The 19,041-nt window shown below is 65.1% G+C and carries 13 protein-coding genes; 8 read left to right on the forward strand and 5 right to left on the reverse strand.

Annotation, left to right across the window (positions count from 1 at the left end):
- Nucleotides 1-15 precede the first annotated feature (15 nt).
- Nucleotides 16-402, forward strand: a complete 387-nt coding sequence (locus AC1RUR_RS11115) for an MAPEG family protein (RefSeq protein ID WP_492843732.1) — start codon at nucleotides 16-18, stop codon at nucleotides 400-402.
- A 177-nt stretch (nucleotides 403-579) separates the two neighbouring features.
- On the opposite strand, the gene AC1RUR_RS11120 is transcribed toward AC1RUR_RS11115, so the two are convergent.
- The 3 genes from AC1RUR_RS11120 to AC1RUR_RS11130 form a co-directional block, all read right to left on the reverse strand.
- Entirely contained in the window at nucleotides 580-1,773 is a 1,194-nt protein-coding gene (locus tag AC1RUR_RS11120) for an ABC transporter substrate-binding protein (RefSeq protein WP_492843734.1), read from the reverse strand.
- Between the two features lie 272 nt (nucleotides 1,774-2,045).
- Nucleotides 2,046-5,213 (reverse strand): efflux RND transporter permease subunit, encoded by a 3,168-nt coding sequence (locus tag AC1RUR_RS11125; RefSeq protein WP_492843736.1) that lies wholly within the window; start codon nucleotides 5,211-5,213, stop codon nucleotides 2,046-2,048.
- A complete protein-coding gene (locus AC1RUR_RS11130) occupies nucleotides 5,210-6,421 on the reverse strand; it encodes an efflux RND transporter periplasmic adaptor subunit (protein ID WP_492843738.1) in 1,212 nt (403 codons plus the stop codon). The genes AC1RUR_RS11125 and AC1RUR_RS11130 overlap by 4 nt, the downstream gene beginning before the upstream one ends.
- Nucleotides 6,422-6,859: 438 nt before the next feature.
- On the opposite strand from AC1RUR_RS11130, the gene AC1RUR_RS11135 reads away from it, so the two are divergent.
- The 7 genes from AC1RUR_RS11135 (at nucleotide 6,860) to AC1RUR_RS11165 (ending at nucleotide 15,261) form a co-directional block, all read left to right on the forward strand.
- Nucleotides 6,860-8,014 carry an iron-containing alcohol dehydrogenase gene (locus tag AC1RUR_RS11135; protein WP_492843740.1) on the forward strand — a complete coding sequence of 385 codons (1,155 nt, stop codon included), beginning with the start codon at nucleotides 6,860-6,862 and terminating at the stop codon, nucleotides 8,012-8,014.
- An 18-nt stretch (nucleotides 8,015-8,032) separates the two neighbouring features.
- Nucleotides 8,033-9,583 (forward strand): AMP-binding protein, encoded by a 1,551-nt coding sequence (locus AC1RUR_RS11140; RefSeq protein ID WP_492843742.1) that lies wholly within the window; start codon nucleotides 8,033-8,035, stop codon nucleotides 9,581-9,583.
- A gap of 198 nt (nucleotides 9,584-9,781) precedes the next feature.
- Nucleotides 9,782-11,380, forward strand: coding sequence for an ABC transporter substrate-binding protein (locus tag AC1RUR_RS11145; protein ID WP_492843744.1), 1,599 nt, complete (start codon nucleotides 9,782-9,784; stop codon nucleotides 11,378-11,380).
- A 40-nt stretch (nucleotides 11,381-11,420) separates the two neighbouring features.
- Nucleotides 11,421-12,368, forward strand: coding sequence for an ABC transporter permease (locus AC1RUR_RS11150; protein WP_492843746.1), 948 nt, complete (start codon nucleotides 11,421-11,423; stop codon nucleotides 12,366-12,368).
- Between the two features lie 9 nt (nucleotides 12,369-12,377).
- Nucleotides 12,378-13,271 (forward strand): ABC transporter permease, encoded by an 894-nt coding sequence (locus tag AC1RUR_RS11155; protein ID WP_492843748.1) that lies wholly within the window; start codon nucleotides 12,378-12,380, stop codon nucleotides 13,269-13,271.
- Nucleotides 13,271-14,278, forward strand: coding sequence for an ABC transporter ATP-binding protein (locus AC1RUR_RS11160; protein WP_492843750.1), 1,008 nt, complete (start codon nucleotides 13,271-13,273; stop codon nucleotides 14,276-14,278). Before AC1RUR_RS11155 ends, AC1RUR_RS11160 begins: the two co-directional genes overlap by 1 nt.
- Nucleotides 14,275-15,261: an ABC transporter ATP-binding protein gene (locus AC1RUR_RS11165; RefSeq protein WP_492843752.1), complete on the forward strand. Its 987-nt coding sequence runs from the start codon at nucleotides 14,275-14,277 to the stop codon at nucleotides 15,259-15,261. Before AC1RUR_RS11160 ends, AC1RUR_RS11165 begins: the two co-directional genes overlap by 4 nt.
- Nucleotides 15,262-15,406: 145 nt before the next feature.
- Here the strand turns inward: AC1RUR_RS11165 and AC1RUR_RS11170 are convergent, their stop codons facing one another.
- Both AC1RUR_RS11170 and AC1RUR_RS11175 read right to left on the reverse strand, forming a co-directional pair.
- Nucleotides 15,407-17,383 (reverse strand): acetyl/propionyl/methylcrotonyl-CoA carboxylase subunit alpha, encoded by a 1,977-nt coding sequence (locus AC1RUR_RS11170; RefSeq protein WP_492843754.1) that lies wholly within the window; start codon nucleotides 17,381-17,383, stop codon nucleotides 15,407-15,409.
- Entirely contained in the window at nucleotides 17,380-18,996 is a 1,617-nt protein-coding gene (locus AC1RUR_RS11175) for an acyl-CoA carboxylase subunit beta (protein WP_492843756.1), read from the reverse strand. The genes AC1RUR_RS11170 and AC1RUR_RS11175 overlap by 4 nt, the downstream gene beginning before the upstream one ends.
- Nucleotides 18,997-19,041 lie beyond the last annotated feature (45 nt).

Consider the following 19,041-nt stretch of genomic DNA (forward strand, 5'->3'; position numbering starts at 1 on the left):
TCAAGGAACCCAGCGATGTATCACCTCACCGCCCTCATCACGCTGCTGGCGATCGCATTTTATTTCTTCACCATCATGAACGTCTCGCGGTCGCGGGCCAGCACGGGGATCAAGGTGCCGGCGACCTCGGGCCATCCTGATTTCGAGCGCGCCTTCCGTATCCAGGCGAACACGCTGGAATGGATGCCGATCCTCTTGCCAGCGCTGTGGCTGTTCGCGATCTATATCAGCGATCCCATCGCAGCCGCGATCGGTGCGGTCTGGATCATCGGCCGCATCGTCTATTTCATCGGCTATTCGAAGGCCGCGGCAAAGCGCGGCCCGGGTTTTGCAATCCAGGGCATCGCCGCCATCGCGCTGTGGGCCGGCGCGCTGGGAGCGGTGGTGTTGCGGCTGGTGTGAAGGCAGCCTAGCTGCTCCTACACACTCGGTGTCGTCCTGGCGCAGGCCAGGACCCATAACCACCGAATTCGATTTGACGAAGACTCGTCGCTACCAGCTCGCACCACACTTCTCCCTGGGGTTATGGGTCCCGGCCTTCGCCGGGACGACACGGGAGTTATCGGCGCGATCCTTCCCTCACTTCGTCAGCGGGCAACCGCTGTCCTTGGCGGTGAAGAACGCCTTGTCGCCAGGGACGGTGGCGAGCAGCTTGTAATAGTCCCAGGGCTTCTTCGACTCCGCGGGCTTCTTGACCTCGAACAGATACATGTCGTGGACCATGCGGCCGTTCTCGAGCACCTTGCCGCCTTGGGCGAAATCGTCGTCGACCGGCAACTCCTTCAGCTTCTTGGCGACGGCATCCGGATCCTTGGTGCCGGCGGCCTTGACCGCCTTGAGATAGCTGATCGTCGCCGAATAAGTGCCGGCCTGGATCATGTTCGGCATCCGCCCGGTGCGCTTGAGGAAACGTTCGCCGAGATTGCGCGACTTGTCGTTGACGTCCCAGTAGTAGCCTTCCGTCAGAACCAGACCTTGCGCCGCCTGCAAGCCGAGGCCGTGCACTTCGGCGAGCGTCATCAGAAGCCCTGCGAGCTTCTGGCCGCCGGAGACGATGCCGAACTCCGAGGCCTGCTTGATCGAGTTGGTGGTGTCGAGGCCGGCATTGGCTAGCCCAACGATCTTCGCCTTCGAGCTCTGCGCCTGGAGCAGGAAGGAGGAGAAGTCCGACGAGTTGAGCGGTACGCGCACCGAGCCGACCACCTTGCCGCCATTGGCGGTGACGATCTCGCTGGTGTCCTTTTCCAGCGCATAGCCGAAGGCATAGTCTGCCGTGAGGAAGAACCAGGTGTCGCCGCCTGCTTTCGTCAAAGCGCCGCCGGTGCCGACGCCGAGCGCGCGGGTGTCGTAGGCCCAGTGGAAGCCATAGGGTTGGCAGGCATCGCCGGTGAGACGCGAGGTCGCAGCGCCCACGACGATATCGATCTTCTTCTTTTCCTTGGACAGCTCGTGGATCGCGAGCGCGACCGAGGAGGTCGTCAGCTCCGTGATCATGTCGACGTTCTCGACGTCGTACCAGCGCCGCGCGATCGAGGTGGCGAGATCCGGCTTGTTCTGGTGGTCGGCGGTGACGAGCTCGACCTTCTGACCCAGCACCTCGCCGCCAAAATCCTCGATCGCCATCCTGGCGGCTTCGACCGACCATTTGCCGCCGTAGTCGGCATAGACGCCGGACTGGTCGTTGAGGATGCCGATCTTGACGCCTTGCGCGAAGGCTGGCGCCGCCAGCAGCAGGGCCGAGGTTGCGACGGCGGCCAAAAGGGCTGATTTCATGTGTTAGCTCCCAGCAGTTTTCTGTTTTGAAATCGCGCGGATAGTAGTGAAGAACCCCGACCCTGCCCATCCATTGCGTGTTGGTCGTTAGTATGAAGGACAGCACCACATCGTCGTCCCGGCGAAGGCCGGGACCCATACTCACAGAATTGAATTTGGCGAAGATTGGTAATTGCCAGCTAGCTCCAAACCACTCCCTGTGGTTATGGGTCCCGGCCTTCGCCGGGACGACACTGTGGGTGTTGATGCGCTGGTGGCTGCACTGACGACGATCAGCCCGCGACCTCCGGCTTCTTCCCCTCGTTCCGCCCCTCGGCCAGGTTCCGCACCACCACGTAGAAGATCGGCGTGAAGAGCAGGCCAAACAGCGTGACGCCGATCATGCCGAAGAACACGGCGACACCGACGGCCTGGCGCATCTCCGAGCCGGAGCCGGACGAGATCACCAGCGGCAAGACGCCGAGGATGAAGGCGAAGGACGTCATCAGGATCGGCCGCAGGCGCAGGCGGCAGGCATCGATGACGGCTTCGAGCCGCGGCTTGCCTTCGTTCTCGATGTCGCGCGCGAATTCGACGATCAGGATCGCGTTTTTTGCCGCAAGCCCCACCAGCACGACGAAACCGATCTGGGTGAGGATGTTGACGTCCTGCCCCATGATGCGCACGCCGATGGTGGCGGCCAAGAGGCACATCGGCACGATCAGGATCACCGCGAACGGCAGCGTCCAGCTGCCATATTGCGCGGCAAGCACGAGATAGACGAACAGCACGCAGATCGGGAATACCAGCAGGCCGGCATTGCCGCCGGTGATTTGCTGATACGAGAGGTCGGTCCATTCGAAGCTGAAGCCGCTCGGCAAGGTATCGTCCGCGAGCTTCTTGACGGTGTTGAGCGCCGTCGTCGAGCTCACGCCCGGCGCTGGCTCGCCCTGGAGCTCGGATGCTGCATAGAGATTGTAGCGCGCGACGCGGTCAGGACCGGAAACATCCTTGAAGTCGACCACGCTGCCGAGCATCACCATGTCGCCGGAAGCGTTGCGCGTGCGCAGCCGCGCGAGATCGCTGGGTTCCTTGCGGAACGGGAAATCGGCCTGCGCGGTGACGTGATAGGTGCGGCCGAACAGGTTGAAGTCGTTGACATAGGTCGATCCGAAATAGGTCTGGATCGTGTCGTTGATGTTGGCGATCGGCACGCCGAGCTTCTGCGCCTTGGTGCGGTCGATGTCGACGAACAGCTGCGGCGTGTTGGCCGAGAACGGCGAGAACACCGTCGGAGCAAGCAGCAAGGGCGATTTGCGCGCCGCGGCGACGAGCTCGTCGGTGGCCGCGGCGAGCAGCTCAGGCCCGCGACCCTGGCGGTCCTGGATGCGGATGGTGAAGCCGCCGCCGGTGCCGATGCCGGGCACGGCCGGCGGCGGAATCACGATGATGAAGGCGCCCTGGATCGCGGCCAGGCGCTTGCGCAGCTCGACCGTGATGGCGTTCGCGGACAATCCCTTCTTCATCCGCGCCTCGGGCTCGTCGAACACCGGGAAGAGCGCCGCCGCGTTGCCGGCCTGCGTGCGCGTGGCGCCGGAGAAGCCGGCGAAAGCGGCGACGCGGACGATGCCCGGCGTATCCAGCGAGATCCGCTCGATCTCACGCACGATTTCCGTGGTGCGCGCCAGCGAGGCCGCGCCGGGCAATTGCACGGAGATGATGACGTAGCCGCGGTCCTGCGCCGGGATGAAGCCCTGCGGCGTGGTCACGATCAGCCAGCCCGCGCTGCCGATCAGCACCACGTAGATCAGGATCATCACCACCGAATGCCGGATGACGAAATTGGCGAGCCCGGCATAGCCATGCGCGAGACGATCGAACACGCGATTGAAGACGCCGGTGAAGGCGTTCCAACCGCGCGCGACGATGTTCCAGTTCGCCGGCGGTCGTTTCTCCTCATGCGGCGTCAGGATCTGCGAGGCCAGTGCCGGCGACAGCGTCAGGGAGCAGAAGCAGGAGATCGCGGTCGCAACCGCGATGGTGACGGCGAATTGCTGGAAGAACTGCCCGGAAATGCCACCGATGAACGCGGTCGGAACGAACACCGCGCACAGCACCAGCGCGATCGAGACCAGCGCGCCGCCGACCTCTTCCATGGTCTTGAGCGCGGCATCGCGCCGGCTCAGACCGTGCTCGAGATGCCGCTCCACGTTCTCCACCACCACGATGGCGTCGTCGACCACGATGCCGACGGCGAGCACGAGACCGAACAGCGTGAGATTGTTGATGGAGAAGCCGAGCGCCGCCATCACCGCAAAGGTGCCGACCAGCGAGACCGGGATCGCGATGATCGGGATGATCGCCGGCCGCCAGCCCTGCAGGAACACCAGCACGACGATGACCACGAGCAGCATGGCCTCGTAGATGGTCTTGATCAGCTCGTGGACGGACTGCGCGATGAACTCGGTCGGGTTGTAACCGATATTGTAGTCGAGACCCCTGGGAAAGCTCTCCTTCAGCTTCGTCATGGTGTCGGAGATGTTTTTCGCCGTCGCGAGCGCGTTCGATCCCGGCCGCTGCGTCACCAGCATGGCGACCGCCGATTTGCGCAGCAGGAAGCTGTTGGTGGAATAGGCCAGCGCGCCGAGCTCGATGCGCGCGACATCGCGCAGGCGCACCGTGCGGCCGTCGGAGCCGGCCTTGATCAGGATGTCCTCGAACTGCTTCTGGTCCTTCAGGCGCCCGGTGAACACGAGGTTCGGCTGGAACGCACGATCGGTGATCGGCGGCTCGGCGATCTGGCCGCCCGCGATCTGGACGTTCTGGGCCCTGATCGCCGCGAGCACCTCGGTCGAGGTCAGGCCGAGATTGGCGATCCTGTCGGGATCGAGCCAGAGCCTCATCGAATAGTCGCGTGCGCCGAAGATCTGGATGTCGCCGACGCCGTCGATGCGCAGCAGCTGGTCACGAACCTGGAGCAGCGCGTAGTTGGAGATGTAGAGCTGGTCGAAGCTGTCGTCCGGCGACAGCATGAACACGACCATCAGGATGTCGGGCGAATTCTTGCGGGTGACGACGCCGTTGCGCTGCACCTCGTCCGGCAGTTGCGGTTGCGCGATCGCGACGCGGTTCTGCACCAGCACCTGGGCCTTGTCGAGGTCGGTGCCGAGCTTGAAGGTGACCGTGATCGTCAACTGCCCGTTCGAAGTCGCCTGGCTGTAGAGATACAGCATGTCCTCGACGCCGTTGATCTGCTGCTCGATCGGAGCTGCGACCGTGTCGGATACGGTCTGCGCGGAGGCGCCGGGATATTGCGTGGTGACGACGACGGTCGGCGGCACCACTTGCGGATATTCGGAGACCGGCAGCGTGGTATAGGCCAGCGCGCCGACGATCAGCAGCACGATCGACAGCACCATCGCCAGGATGGGCTGGTTGATGGAGAGACGGCCAAGATTCATGACTTGTCACCGGGCTTGCCACCGGCCGGTGCGGGCGACGGCGCCACCTTGGCGCCGACGCGGGCCCGCTGAATGCCGTTGACGATGACGCGGTCGTCCGCCTTCAAGCCTTCGCGGATCACCCGCAGTCCGTCGTCGATCGGCCCAAGCATCACGGGACGCGCTTCCACGGTGTCGTCAGGCTTGACCACGAACACGATCTTGCGGGACTGGTCGGTCGCAACGGCGGCGTCCGGGATCAGCAGCGCCTCGTAGGGCGCGCTGCCGATCAGCCTGATACGACCGAACTGGCCGGGCAGGATCGACAGGTCGGTGTTCTTGATCACCGCGCGGCTGCGCAGGGTTCCGGTGGAGACATCGAGGCGGTTGTCGAGGAAGTTGATGGTGCCCTCGCGCGACGGCTTGGTTTCGCCGGCCAGCGTCACCTGCACCGGGTTCGCGGTGTCCCGCGAGCTCGGGCGCCGGCCTTCGAACCACAGCTTGCTGTATTTGATGAAGGTCGCCTCATCCATGTCGAAATAGACGTAGATCGGATCGAGCGCGACGATCGACGTCAGCAGCGTCGAAGTGCCGGTATCGCTGCCCTGCACGAGATTGCCGGGACTGACGAGATGGCGGCTGACGCGGCCGGTGAGCGGCGCGGTCACGTGGGTGAATTCGATATTGAGTCTTGCGGCCTTCAGCGCGCCTTCGGCCTGCACCTCCGCGGCGTGGGCGGCTTGCAAGGCCTGACGGCGCTGGTCGACGACCTGCTCGGAGACCGCACTGGTCTGGACCAGGCTGAGGCCGCGGTCGAGCTCGCGCTTGGCAAGCTCCACCCGCGCACGCGCGTCTGAAAGCTGACCGTCCGCCTGCTCAGCCACCGCCTCGAACGGACGCGGGTCGATGACGTAGAGCAGATCGCCCTGGTGCACGATCGCGCCGTCCTGGAATTCGACGGAGTTGACGAAGCCGCCGACGCGGGGGCGTACCTGCACCTCCTCCACGGCCTCGAAGCGGCCGGTGAATTCGTCCCAATCGGTAACGGTGCGCTTGACCGGCTGGGCGACCGTCACCGGCGGAGGCGGCGGGGCAGAGGCTTGCGAGGTCGGCTGTCCGCAACCGCTGAGCGCAAACGCCGCGGCGAGAAGGCCGGCGATGGCATAAGGCCGCGGCCGAACGAAATCGTGCGTTTTGGCAAATGGCTCGCTTCCATCCGGTCCGCTCATCCCAGGTCCTCGCATAAAAGCCGCAGAAAACGCAGGGTACTCGCCTACCCGCGGGGGACACAAGATGGGTTGCGATGATGAACTCTTCAAGACGAGGACGCGCGCAATGCTCGGCAAGAGGCCCTGGCCGGATGATGGGTTGACAGGGACGTCGTCGACTGCGCTCGAGCCGCAGTGAGGTGCCACCCTCCCCTGGAGGGGGAGGGTCGGCTCACATGGAGCGTAGCGAAATGTGAGACGGGGTGGGGTGACGGTCTCCCCACCGAAGCGGTGCCCGAGTTGAGAGATCACCCCGCCCCGCTCGCGCTTCGCGCGATCGACCCTCTCCCTCCAGGGGAGGGTAAGAAGAGACCCAGCGTCTTCGCACATGACGACGGGCGGCGGCTCGGCTAGACTTCTCCTTACAAAAACAAGACGGATTGTCCTGGGAGGACAGGCGTGCACCAGGGACGTGTCGTTTACGGCGCGATCGAGGAGGTTGTGTTCGGCCATCCTGCGGCGGGCGCCATTGTCGCGCAGATGGACCGGCTGGGGACGCAACGCGCCTTCCTGATGGTGTCGGGCACGCTGAACCGGCAGACCGACGAAATCGAGAAGATCAAGCAAGCCCTGGGCGCGCGCTGCGCGGGCCTGTTCGACGCCATGCCGGCGCACACGCCGCGCGAGGCGGTGATCGCGGCCGCCAACGCGGCGCGCGAAGCGGGTGCCGATTTGATCGTCACCGTGGGTGGCGGCTCGATCACCGATGGCGCCAAGGCGGTGCAGCTCTGCCTTGCCAATGGCATCGACGATATCGAGGGCATCGAGCGCATCCGCGTGCACAAGGGCGTCGCGCCGGAGATGACCGCCCCTCACGTGCGGCAGATCAGCGTGCCGACGACCATTGCGGGCGGCGAGTTCAGTTCGATCGCGGGCGTGACCGACCGCAGCACGCATGTGAAGCAGATGCTGCGGCATCCGCTGACGGTGCCGCGCGCGACCATCCTCGATCCCGCCATCACCGTGCACACACCGGAATGGCTGTTCCTGTCCACCGGTATCCGCGCCGTCGACCATTGCGTCGAGGCGATCTGCTCGCGCGAGACGCACCCTTATGCCGACGCGCAATCGGTCAAGGGCCTTGCCATGCTGGCCGATGCGCTGCCGCGGGTGAAGGCCGACCCTGCCGACCTCGATGCGCGAATGGACGCGCAGATCGGCACGTGGCTGTCGATGGGTGCGCTCGCCGCCGGCGTACCGATGGGCGCGAGCCACGGCATCGGCTACGTGCTGGGCGCGGCCTTCGACGTGCCGCACGGCTACACCTCCTGCGTCATGCTGCCGGCGGTGATGCGCTGGAATGCACGCGACAATGCCGAGCAGCAGATGGTCGTTGCAGCCGCGATGGGCTTTCCCGGCCATGACGCCGCCGACGTGCTCGACGCCTTCATTCGTTCGCTGGGCATGCCGCGCAGCCTCGCCGACGTGCGGGTGTCGCCGGAGCATTTCGACGCCATCGCGGAAGCCGCGATGCGCACCAACTGGATTCCGCGCAACCCGCGCAAGATCGACGGCCCCGCCGAGGTGCGCGAAATCCTGCTTCTCGCCGCATAACCTCACGCCGGAGGATCGATGTACACTGGTCACCACGCCCGCCTGCGCCCGCTCCAGCCCGCCTTCATCATGGCCGCGACCGGCGAGACCGTCACCTATCGCGAGCTGGAGGCGCGCAGCAACCGCCTGGCGCAGCTGTTCCGCAAGCACGGCCTGAAGCGGCTCGACCATTATGCGATCTTCATGGAGAACAATTCCCGCTATCTCGAGGCCTGTGGCGCCGGCGAGCGGTCCGGGCTGTACTACACCTGCATCAACTCCTTCCTGACGCCGGGCGAACTCGCCTATCTCCTCGTCAACAGCCAGTCCAAGATCCTGATCACCTCCGTTGCGAAGCTCGACATCGCGCGGGAGGCGATCCAGGCCTGCCCCGATATCAAGCTCTGCATCGTCGCCGACGGCCCCGGCGAGAGCGACCGCATCGTTGGGCTCAAGGAGGTGACCGCCGATCTGCCGAAGACGGCGATCGCGGATGAGTGGCTGGGCACCGCGATGCTCTACTCGTCCGGCACGACCGGACGACCCAAAGGCATCCTGCGGCCGCTGCCGGAGGAGCCGCCGAAGCACAATCTGCCGCTGTTCGATTTCCTGACGAAGCTCTGGCACTACCGCGAGGGCATGGTCTATCTGTCGCCGGCCCCGCTCTATCACTCCGCGCCGCAAGCCGCCGTGAACCTCACGATCCGCATGGGCGGCACCGTCATCATCATGGAGACGTTCGATCCCGAACGTTACCTCCAGCTGGTCCAGCAATGGGGCATCACCCACACCCAGCTGGTGCCGACGATGTTCTCGCGCATGCTGAAGCTGCCGGAAGGGGTGCGGAGCCGCTACGACCTGTCTTCGCTCGAGATCGCGATCCATGCCGCGGCGCCCTGCCCGGCGCTGGTCAAGGACGACATCATCAAATGGTGGGGGCCGATCATCCATGAATATTACGGCGCGACCGAAGGTCTCGGCTTCACCGCCTGCAACAGCGAGGAGTGGCTCGCCCATCGCGGCACCGTCGGCAAGGTGCTGCTCGGCGACCTCCACATTCTCGATGAGAACATGAAGCCGTGCCCTACCGGCACGCCCGGTCAGGTGTGGTTCAAGACGGCCTCGCCCTTCGAATATTTCAACGATCCGGAGAAAACCAGGGAGGCGCGCTCGGCCGACGGCAGCATGAGCACGGTCGGCGACGTCGGTTATGTCGATGGCGACCGCTTCCTGTACCTCACCGACCGTGCCACCTTCATGATCATCTCCGGCGGCGTGAACATCTATCCGCAGGAATGCGAGAACCTGCTGATCACTCATCCGAAGGTTGCCGATGCCGCGGTGTTCGGCGTGCCCAACCCGGATCTCGGCGAGGAAGTAAAGGCCGTGGTGCAGCCGATGCCGGGCGTGATTCCGGGAGAGGCGCTCGCCGAGGAGCTGATCGCCTTCTGCGGCCAATCGCTGTCGCGGCAGAAGGTGCCGCGCTCGGTCGATTTCGAGAAGGAACTGCCGCGGCTGCCGACGGGCAAATTGTACAAGCGGCTGCTGCGAGATCGGTACTGGGGGAACAAGTCGTCGCGGATCGTGTGAGGGAGCTCTTCGCCTCTCCCCGCAAGCGGGGCGAGGGAGCGCACCCCCTCTCTCACATTGTGAGAGAGGCCCTCCTGCGGCCTTCCGTCATCCGAATTGTCGAGAGCACCACTGGCCTTGCCAGTTGCCTCGCCGCGCATGCGTCGCTATCGTCCTGACAAACAGGCCATAAATGGCACATGTCCGGGGAGGATGAGGATGCGGAGCGTGCGGGCGCTCGCCGCGACGGCGGCGCTATCTTTGCTGGCGTTTTCGACCATCACATTTGCGGGCGAGCCCAAGCAGGGCGGAATTCTGCGGATGTACCACCGCGACAGTCCGGCCAACGCGTCCATCCTCGAGGGCGCGACCTACTCGATCAACGTGCCGTTCATGGGCGTGTTCAACAATCTCGTCATCTACGATCAGCACGTCGCGCAGAACAGCCCCGATACCCTGAGGCCTGAGCTGGCGGAAAGCTGGTCCTGGAGCAGCGACAACAAGAAGCTGACGTTCAAGCTGCGCCAGGGCGTGAAATGGCACGACGGCAAGCCGTTCACATCGGCCGACGTCAAATGCACCTTTGATCTCCTGATGGGCAAATCGCAGCAGAAGCTGCGGCAGAATCCGCGCAAGGCCTGGTACAGCGAAGTCAACGATATCACGACAAGCGGCGAGCTCGAGGTTTCCTTCGACCTGAAGCGGCCGCAGCCCTCGCTGCTCGCGATGCTCGCGTCCGGTTACACGCCGATCTATCCCTGTCATGTCTCGCCGGCGGACATGCGCACCCACCCGATCGGGACCGGACCGTTCAAGTTCGTCGAGTTCAAGGCCAATGAATCGATCAAGCTGACGCGAAATCCGGACTATTGGAAGAAGGGCCTGCCCTACCTCGACGGCATCGAGTACACGATCATCACGAACCGCTCGACCGCGATTCTCGCCTTCGTTGCCGGCAAGTTCGACATGACCTTTCCGACGCACATCACGATCCCGCTCCTGAAGGACATCAAGGCGCAGGCGCCAAACGCGGTCTGCGCCGTCGAGCCGACCAACGTTTCGACCAATATCATTGTCAATTCGACCTCGCCGCCGTTCGACAACATCGATATCCGCCGGGCGATGGCAATGGCGCTCGACCGCAAGGCCTTCGTCGACATCCTGTTCGAAGGACAGGCCGATATCGGCGGCACCATGCTGCCGCCGCCTCAGGGCATCTGGGGCATGCCCAAGGACAAGCTGGCGACCATTCCGGGCTATGGCCCCGACGTGAACGCGAACCGGGAGGAAGCGAAGAAACTGATGCAGAAGGCGGGCTACGGCCCGGACAAGCACCTCGCGGTCAAGGTCTCGACGCGCAACATCGCCGAATATCGCGACCCCGCCGTGATCCTGATCGACCAGCTCAAGAGCATCTATATCGACGGCGAGCTCGACGTGGTCGAGACCGCGAACTGGTTCCCGAAAGTCGCGCGCAAGGATTACATGCTCGGCCTCAATCTGACCGGCAATTCCGTCGACGACCCCGACCAGTCTTTCTACGAAAACTATTCCTGCGGCTCGGAGCGGAACTACACCAACTACTGCAACAAGGAGATCGAGAAGCTGTTCGACGTACAGTCGCAGGAGACCGACGTCAGCAAGCGCAAGCCGCTGGTCTGGGATATCGACAAGAAGCTGCAGGAGGACGTCGCCCGTCCGATCATCTTCCATGCCCGGGCCGGCACCTGCTGGCAGCCCTATGTCAAGGGCGTCACGATCATGTCGAACAGCTCCTACAACGGCTTCCGCTACGAGGATGTGTGGTTCGACAAGTAGCGCGCCAGGCTGAAGATTAGCGGCTCGCGGAGGGCGAAGGATGTTTGCCTATCTGGTGCGGCGCCTGTTCCTGATGCTCGTGACCCTGTTCGGGATCTCGGTCGTCATCTTCTTCCTGCTGCGCATCGTGCCCGGCAACATCGTCGATATCCTGTTTGCCGCGGCCGGCTATGTCGACCCCGCCGACAAGGCCAACCTGGAAAAGGAGCTCGGTCTCGACCAGCCCCTGATCGTGCAATATTGGCACTGGATCAGCGGCTTCCTGCGCGGCGATTTCGGCTACTCCTATGTCTCGGAGAAACCGGCGCTTCAGGAGATCCTGCCGCGGATCCCGATCACGGCGCGGCTCGCGGGCCTGGCGCTGCTGTTCTCGGCGTCGATCGGCATCCCGCTCGGCGTCATCAGCGCGGTGAAGCAGGGCACACGGCTCGACTACGCGCTCCGTGTCGTCAGTCTTTCCGGCCTGTCGCTGCCGTCATTCTGGCTGGGGCTGCTGGTCCTCACGGCGTCGGTGGCGATGTTCGGCCAGATGCCGCTGTTCAATCCGAACCCCCAGAGTTTCGCAGAGGCGCTCGCAACCTATTGCATCCCGGCGATGGTGGTCGGATTCCGCAGTTCGGCGCTGACCATGCGCATCACCCGCTCCTCCATGCTGGAGGTGCTGCGGCAGGACTATATCCGAACCGCGCGCGCCAAGGGCGCCTCCGACGCCGCGGTGAACTATCAGCATGCGCTGAAGAACGCGATCCTGCCCGTCATCACCGTGATCGGCATCGAGGCGGCGTTCCTGATCGGCGGCCTGATCGTCACCGAGACCGTGTTCAACATCCCCGGCGTCGCGCGCTTCCTGGTCGAGGCGATCCGCTGGCGCGACTATCCGATCGTGCAGAACCTCGTGATGCTGATCGCCGTCGTGGTGGTGAGCGCGAATTTCATCGTCGACATGCTGTACGCGGTGTTCGATCCGCGTATCCGGTACACGGACTAGGAGAGACGCTTGGCCGCGATCGACTATGACGTTGAACTGAGACGCGCCGGGGCGCACGCCACCGGCGGCTGGCGGCGCGTGCTGTTCCTGGCGCAGCGCCACGTGCTGGGCGCAGCCGGCCTCGTCATCATGGCGGCGTTCGTTCTCACGGCGATCTTCGCCGATGTCATCGCACGCTATGATCCCCTGACGATCGATTCCGCCCGTGCGCTGGCGCGCCCGAGCCTGGCACACTGGATGGGCACGGATTCCTTCGGCCGCGACGTGTTCAGCCGCATCATTCATGGCGCGCGGATCTCGCTCGCGGTCGGGATCGGTTCGACGGCGCTCGGCGGCACGATCGGCGTGATCGTCGGCCTCACCTCCGGCTATCTCGCCGGCTGGGTCGATCTGGTGTTCCAGCGCGTCTCCGACGTTCTCCAGGCGCTGCCGCTGCTGGTGCTCGCGCTGGTCATGACCGCCGCGCTGGGCCCGTCCTTGCCGAACGTCATCCTCGCCATCGCCATTCCGCTGATCCCGACGGTTGCGCGCGTCGTTCGCGCCAACACGCTGGCGCTGCGCGAACTGCCCTTCGTCGAAGCCGCCAAGTCGATCGGCATGAGCGAGGTCCGCATCGCGCTTCGTCACGTGCTGCCCAACACGCTGGCGCCGCTGATCGTGCTGGCGACCGCCCAGCTCGGCTCGACCATCCTGACCGAGGCCTCGCTCTCCTTCCTCGGCCTCGGTATCCCCGAGCCTTATCCGTCGTGGGGCCGCATGCTGTCGGAATCCGCGGCGGAATATGCCCGCACCGCGCCGTGGCTGGTGATCTTCCCCGGCATCGCCATCAGCCTCGCCGTGTTCGGCGCCAATTTGTTCGGCGACGCCCTGCGCGACATCCTCGATCCCAGGCAGCGCGGCTGATGGCTGATAGATCCGATCTCGTGCTCGAGGTGAAGAACCTGAAGACGGTGTTCTTCACGAACTCCGGTCTCTTCAAGGCCGTCGACGACGTCTCCTTCACCGTCAGACGCGGCGAGACGCTGGCGATCGTCGGCGAGTCCGGTTGCGGCAAGAGCGTCACCGCGCTGTCGCTGATGCGGCTGGTGCCCGAGCCACCCGGCCGTATCGTCGGCGGCTCCGTGTCGCTCGAAGGCACCGACCTGCTGGCGCTGGATGAAGCAGAGATGCGCGCCGTCAGGGGCAACCGGATCTCCATGATCTTCCAGGAGCCGATGACGTCGCTCAATCCGGTGATGCGGATCGGCGACCAGATCGTCGAGGCGGTACGGCTGCACCGGGCAATGCCCAGCAGGGAGGCGCGCGACATCGCCGTCGAGATGCTGCGGCTGGTGCGGATTCCTGAACCTGCACGGCGCGCGCGGGAATATCCGCACCAATTGTCCGGCGGCATGCGCCAGCGCGCGATGATCGCGATGGCGCTGGCCTGCCGGCCCGCGCTCCTGATCGCGGACGAGCCCACCACGGCGCTGGATGTCACCATCCAGGCGCAGATTCTGGCGCTGATCCTCGACCTCCAGAAGGAGCTCGGCACCGGGCTCGTGCTCATCACGCATGATCTCGGCGTCGTCGCACAGACTGCACAGCGCGTGATCGTGATGTATGCGGGCCGGAAGGTCGAGGAAGCCAGCGTCGAGGCGCTGTTCGCCGATCCCAAGCATCCCTATACGCGCGGGCTGATGGCCTCGATTCCGTCGGTGCCCGCGTCCGGCGTCGCGACGCAGCCGCGGCTCAACGAAATTCCCGGCACCGTGCCGTCGCTGGTGCGGCTGCCGGCCGGCTGCGCGTTCGCGCCGCGCTGCAAGCTCGCGGTGAAACGCTGCCAGGACGAATATCCGCCGCTCACGGATTGGGGCGGTGGGCATCTCGCCGCCTGCTGGCGCGCGGCTGACATCGCGGAGGTCGCATGACCGAAGCGCTGCTCGAAATCACCGACCTCACCAAGCACTATCCGGTGCGCGCCGGCGTGTTGCGCCGGCAGGTCGGCACGGTGCATGCGGTGGACGGCGTCTCGTTCACGGTTGGCGTCGGCGAAACGCTGGGGCTGGTCGGCGAATCCGGCTGCGGCAAGTCGACGGTGGCACGCAGCGTGCTGCGGCTGGTCGAACCGACCTCCGGACAGATCCGTCTCGACGGCGAAGACATCACGCATCTGTCCAAGGCAGCGTTGCGCCCGCACCGCCGCTCGATGCAGATCGTCTTCCAGGATCCGTTTGCTTCACTCAATCCGCGCATGACCGCCGGCGACATCGTCGGCGAACCGCTGGCCGTGCATGGGCTCGCGACCGGCAAGGAACTGGAAGCGCGGACGGCAAGACTGTTCGAGCAGGTCGGCTTGCGCCCCGACCAGATGCGCAACTTTCCGCATCAATTCTCCGGCGGCCAGCGCCAGCGCATCTGCATTGCGCGGGCGCTGGCGCTGGGGCCGCGCCTGATCGTCTGCGACGAGCCGGTCTCCGCGCTCGACGTCTCGATCCAGGCGCAGGTAATCAATTTATTGATCGACCTGCAAAAGCAGCACGGATTCTCCTATCTCTTCATCGCGCACGACCTCGCCGTGGTCGCCCATATCAGCCACCGCGTCGCCGTGATGTATCTCGGCCGCATCGTCGAGATCGCCGACAAGGACGAGCTGTTCCGCAACCCGCGTCATCCCTACACGCAGGCCCTGCTCGCCTCCGTGCCGGTCGCCAACCCGCTCGCAAAGAAGCTCGCGCCGCTGGTCGACGGCGACGTGCCGAGCCCGGTCAACCCGCCCTCCGGCTGCGCCTTTCACACGCGCTGCCGGTTTGCGATGGAGCGATGCAGGACGGAGCGGCCGGCGCTGATCGACGCCGGCGCTGCGCACCAGGTGGCGTGCTTGCTCAATGAGGGGACGGGACGGGGCCAATAGCTCCCATGTCGTCCCGGCGAAGGCCGGGACCCATAGCCACGCAATCGCGTTTGGCGAAGACTCGGAGTTACCTGTGCGACCGATAACCGCCACCTGGGAGTATGGGTCCCGGCCTTCGCCGGGACGACGAGCCGGGTTTGCCGCGCTACCCCGCCCCGATCTCCGCCACGATCCGCCCCGTCGTGACCTGCTCGCCCTCGGCGACGTCGATCGCGGCGACCACACCGTCGATGCCGGCCTTGTGGATATGCTCCATCTTCATCGCTTCCAGCGTCAGCACCGGCTGGCCGGCGGCAACGCGGTCGCCGGGCTTGACCAGAACAGCGACGACGCGGCCGTTCAGGGCGGCGCGGACTTTGCCGTCGCCGCCGTTGCTCGCAGCCGTTTTCGGCGCGGCGAGGGTGAGATCGGTGATCCCAAGCGGAATGCCACGATGCTGGACGTACAGCCGGTCGCCGTCGCGCAGGAATTTTGCGCTGTCCATCACGCCGTCGTGGCGGAAGCGGATGGCGTCGGCATCGAGATGGTCGATCTCGAACTTGTCCTCGCGGCCGTCGATAGCGACGCTGTAGCTGCCGTCACGTTCGCGGGTGACTTCGAGCTCATGCGCATGGCCGGCGGTCTCGATTTTGGCAGGCAACGGAAATGTTGCGGCGAGACTTCGTCCGCTGCGCCATGACGGCGCGCGCGGATTGGTGACGTAGAGCAGCAGGCCCACCAGCGCCGTATCGAATGCTACGTCTGCCCGCGGCGCCAGCAACTCATCGCGATGCGCACCGATGAAGGCCGTCGTCGCCTCGCCCCTGGCAAAGCCGGGATGACGCAGGCACGCCATCAGGAACGCCTGGTTGGTGGTGACGCCGAAAGCGGTGAGCTGCTCCAGGCCGACGATCAGCCGCGCCCGCGCCTCCTCGCGCGTGACACCGTGGCTGATGACCTTGGCAATCATGGAATCGTAGAACGGTGGAATCTCCGCGCCCGATTGCAGCGCGTGCTCGACGCGGATGCCATCAGGCACCTGCCAGCGCGCCATGCGGCCGGACTGCGGGATGAAATCCTGCGCGGCATCCTCCGAGCAGAGCCGCACCTCGATGGCGTGACCCGCGAAGCGGATATCCTGCTGCTTCACCGGCAATGGCTCACCGCGCGCGACGCGCAGTTGCAGCTCGACCAGATCGAGCCCGGTGATGGCCTCGGTGACGGGATGCTCGACCTGGAGACGCGTGTTCATCTCCATGAAGTAGAACTCCCCGCGCGCATCGAGCAGGAATTCCAGCGTGCCGGCGCCTTCATAACGCAGCGCTTTGACGGCGGCGACTGCGACCTCGCCCATTTTCGCACGCAGCTCGGGCGTGACCGCGGGCGAAGGCGCTTCCTCGATCAGCTTCTGGTGCCGCCGCTGCACCGAGCAGTCGCGCTCGCCGAGGTGGATGGCGTTGCCATGGCTGTCCCCGAACACCTGGATCTCGATGTGGCGCGGATTCTGGATGGCGCGTTCGAGGATGACAGTGGGATCGCCGAACGCCGCCTTTGCCTCCGACCGCGCACTGCGCAGCGCGTCGGGGAACGATGCCGCATCGGTGACGAGCCGCATGCCGCGGCCACCGCCACCGGCAACGGCCTTGATCATCACAGGAAAGCCGATCTTTCTGGCCTCCACCAGCATGACTTCGTCGCCCTGCTCAGCGCCCTGATAGCCGGGCACGATAGGAACGCCGGCCTTCTTCATGATCTCCTTGGCGCCGGCCTTGTTGCCCATGGCTTCAATCGCCTGCGGCGACGGACCGATGAAGACGAGGCCGGCATCCTTGCAGGCCTGCGCGAAATCCTCGTTCTCGGCGAGGAAGCCGTAGCCCGGGTGAACAGCATCCGCGCCGCTCGCCTTGGCCGCAGCAATGATCGCGGGAATATTGAGATAGGATTGCGCCGGCAAGGCTTCGCCGATGCGCACCGCCTGATCGGCCTGCTTCACATGGAGTGCATCACGATCTGCGTCGGAATAGACCGCGACGACGCTTAAACCCAGCTGCCGCGCGCTGCGCATCACCCGCAGCGCAATCTCGCCGCGATTGGCGACCAGGACCTTGAAGAACGGCCGGTGCTGCACTGATCCGTTCCTCATGGGCGGGCCACCGAAAACTGCATGCGCTGGGGTGTGCGTGCGTCGCCCTCGCGGCAGATCGCGAGCACCTCGGACAACACCGCGCGGGTGTCGCGCGGATCGATCACGCCGTCGTCGAGCACGCGGGCGCTGGTCGAGAACACGTCCATCTGGCCGTCGAACACGCCGACGATCTGCGCCTTCATCGCATCGAGCTTGTCCTTCTCGACCGGCTTGCCGCGCCGCGCGGCGGCGGCTTCCGTCACGATCGCCATGGTCTCGGCGGCCTGCTCGCCGCCCATCACCGCGGTCTTGGCGTTGGGCCAGGAGAAGCAGAATCGCGGATGGAAGCCGCGCCCGCACATGCCGTAATTGCCGGCGCCGAAGGAGGCGCCGCAATAGATCGTGATCTGCGGCACGGTTGCCGATGTCACAGCCTGGATCATCTTCGAGCCGTGCTTGATCATGCCGGCTTCTTCATAGGCCTTGCCGACCATGTAGCCGGTGGTGTTGTTGAGATAGAGGATCGGCATGCGGGTCTGGCAACAGGCCTGGATGAAATGCGTCGCCTTGTTGGCGCCGGCCGGATCGAGCGGGCCGTTGTTGGTGATGATGCCGATCGCCTGCCCCTCGATACGGGCGTGGCCGCAAACGGTGGCCGGGCCGTAATTCGGTGCCATCTCGGTGAAATCGGAATCATCGACGATGCGGGCGATCACCTGCTTCATGTCGACGGGGCGCTTGTGATCCATCGGCATGATGCCGAGCAATTCGTCCTGGTCGTAGCGCGGCGGCTTGAACCCCGGAGCCGCTCGGCCCGGCCGCTCCCATTCCATCGCCGCCATGATTTCGCGCGCGATGCGCAGCGCGTCGCGATCGTCCTCGGCGAGATAGTCGCCGAGGCCGGAGACCTGCGTATGCATCTCGGCGCCGCCGAGCTCTTCCTCGGTGGCGATCTCGCCGGTCGCAGCCTTCAGCAGCGGTGGCCCCGCGAGGAAGGCGCGGGTGCGGCCGCGCACCATGACGATGTAATCGGAGAGGCCGGTCTGATAGGCGCCGCCGGCGGTCGAGGAGCCGTGCGTCACGGTGACGACGGGCAAGCCCGCCGCCGAGAGCCGCGCGAGGTTGCGAAAGATGTTGCCGCCGCGAACGAAATCCTCGACGCGGTAGCGCAGCAGATTGGCGCCGGCGCTTTCGACGAGCTGGACATAAGGCAGCTTGTTCTCCAGCGCGAGCTCCTGCACCCGCAGCGTCTTGTCGAGGCCGTAAGGCTGCAATGCGCCGGCATCGATGCCGGAATCGCTGGCGCTGACCATGCAGCGGATGCCCGAGACGAAGCCGATGCCGGCAATGACGCCGCCGCCGGGCACGCTCTTGTTCGCATCTGATACGTCGAACATGTAGCCGGCCAGCGTCGACAGCTCGATGAAGGGCGCACCGGGATCGAGCACCAGCGCGACGCGCTCGCGCGGCAGAAGCTGGCCGCGCTTGTGGAAGCGATCCTTTGCCGCGGCGGATGCCGCACGCGTACGCTCTTCGAGCGCGCGCATGCGGTCGATCAGTGCGAGCATGCCGTCGCGGTTGGCATGATAGGCGGCGCTGCCGGGGGAAATGGTGTTTTCGAGAATGGACATGACTTGATCCTGCTCGTCATTGCGAGCGAAGCGACGAAGCAATCC

The sequence above is a fragment of the Bradyrhizobium sp. GW821-FHT12B03 genome (assembly GCF_058807535.1).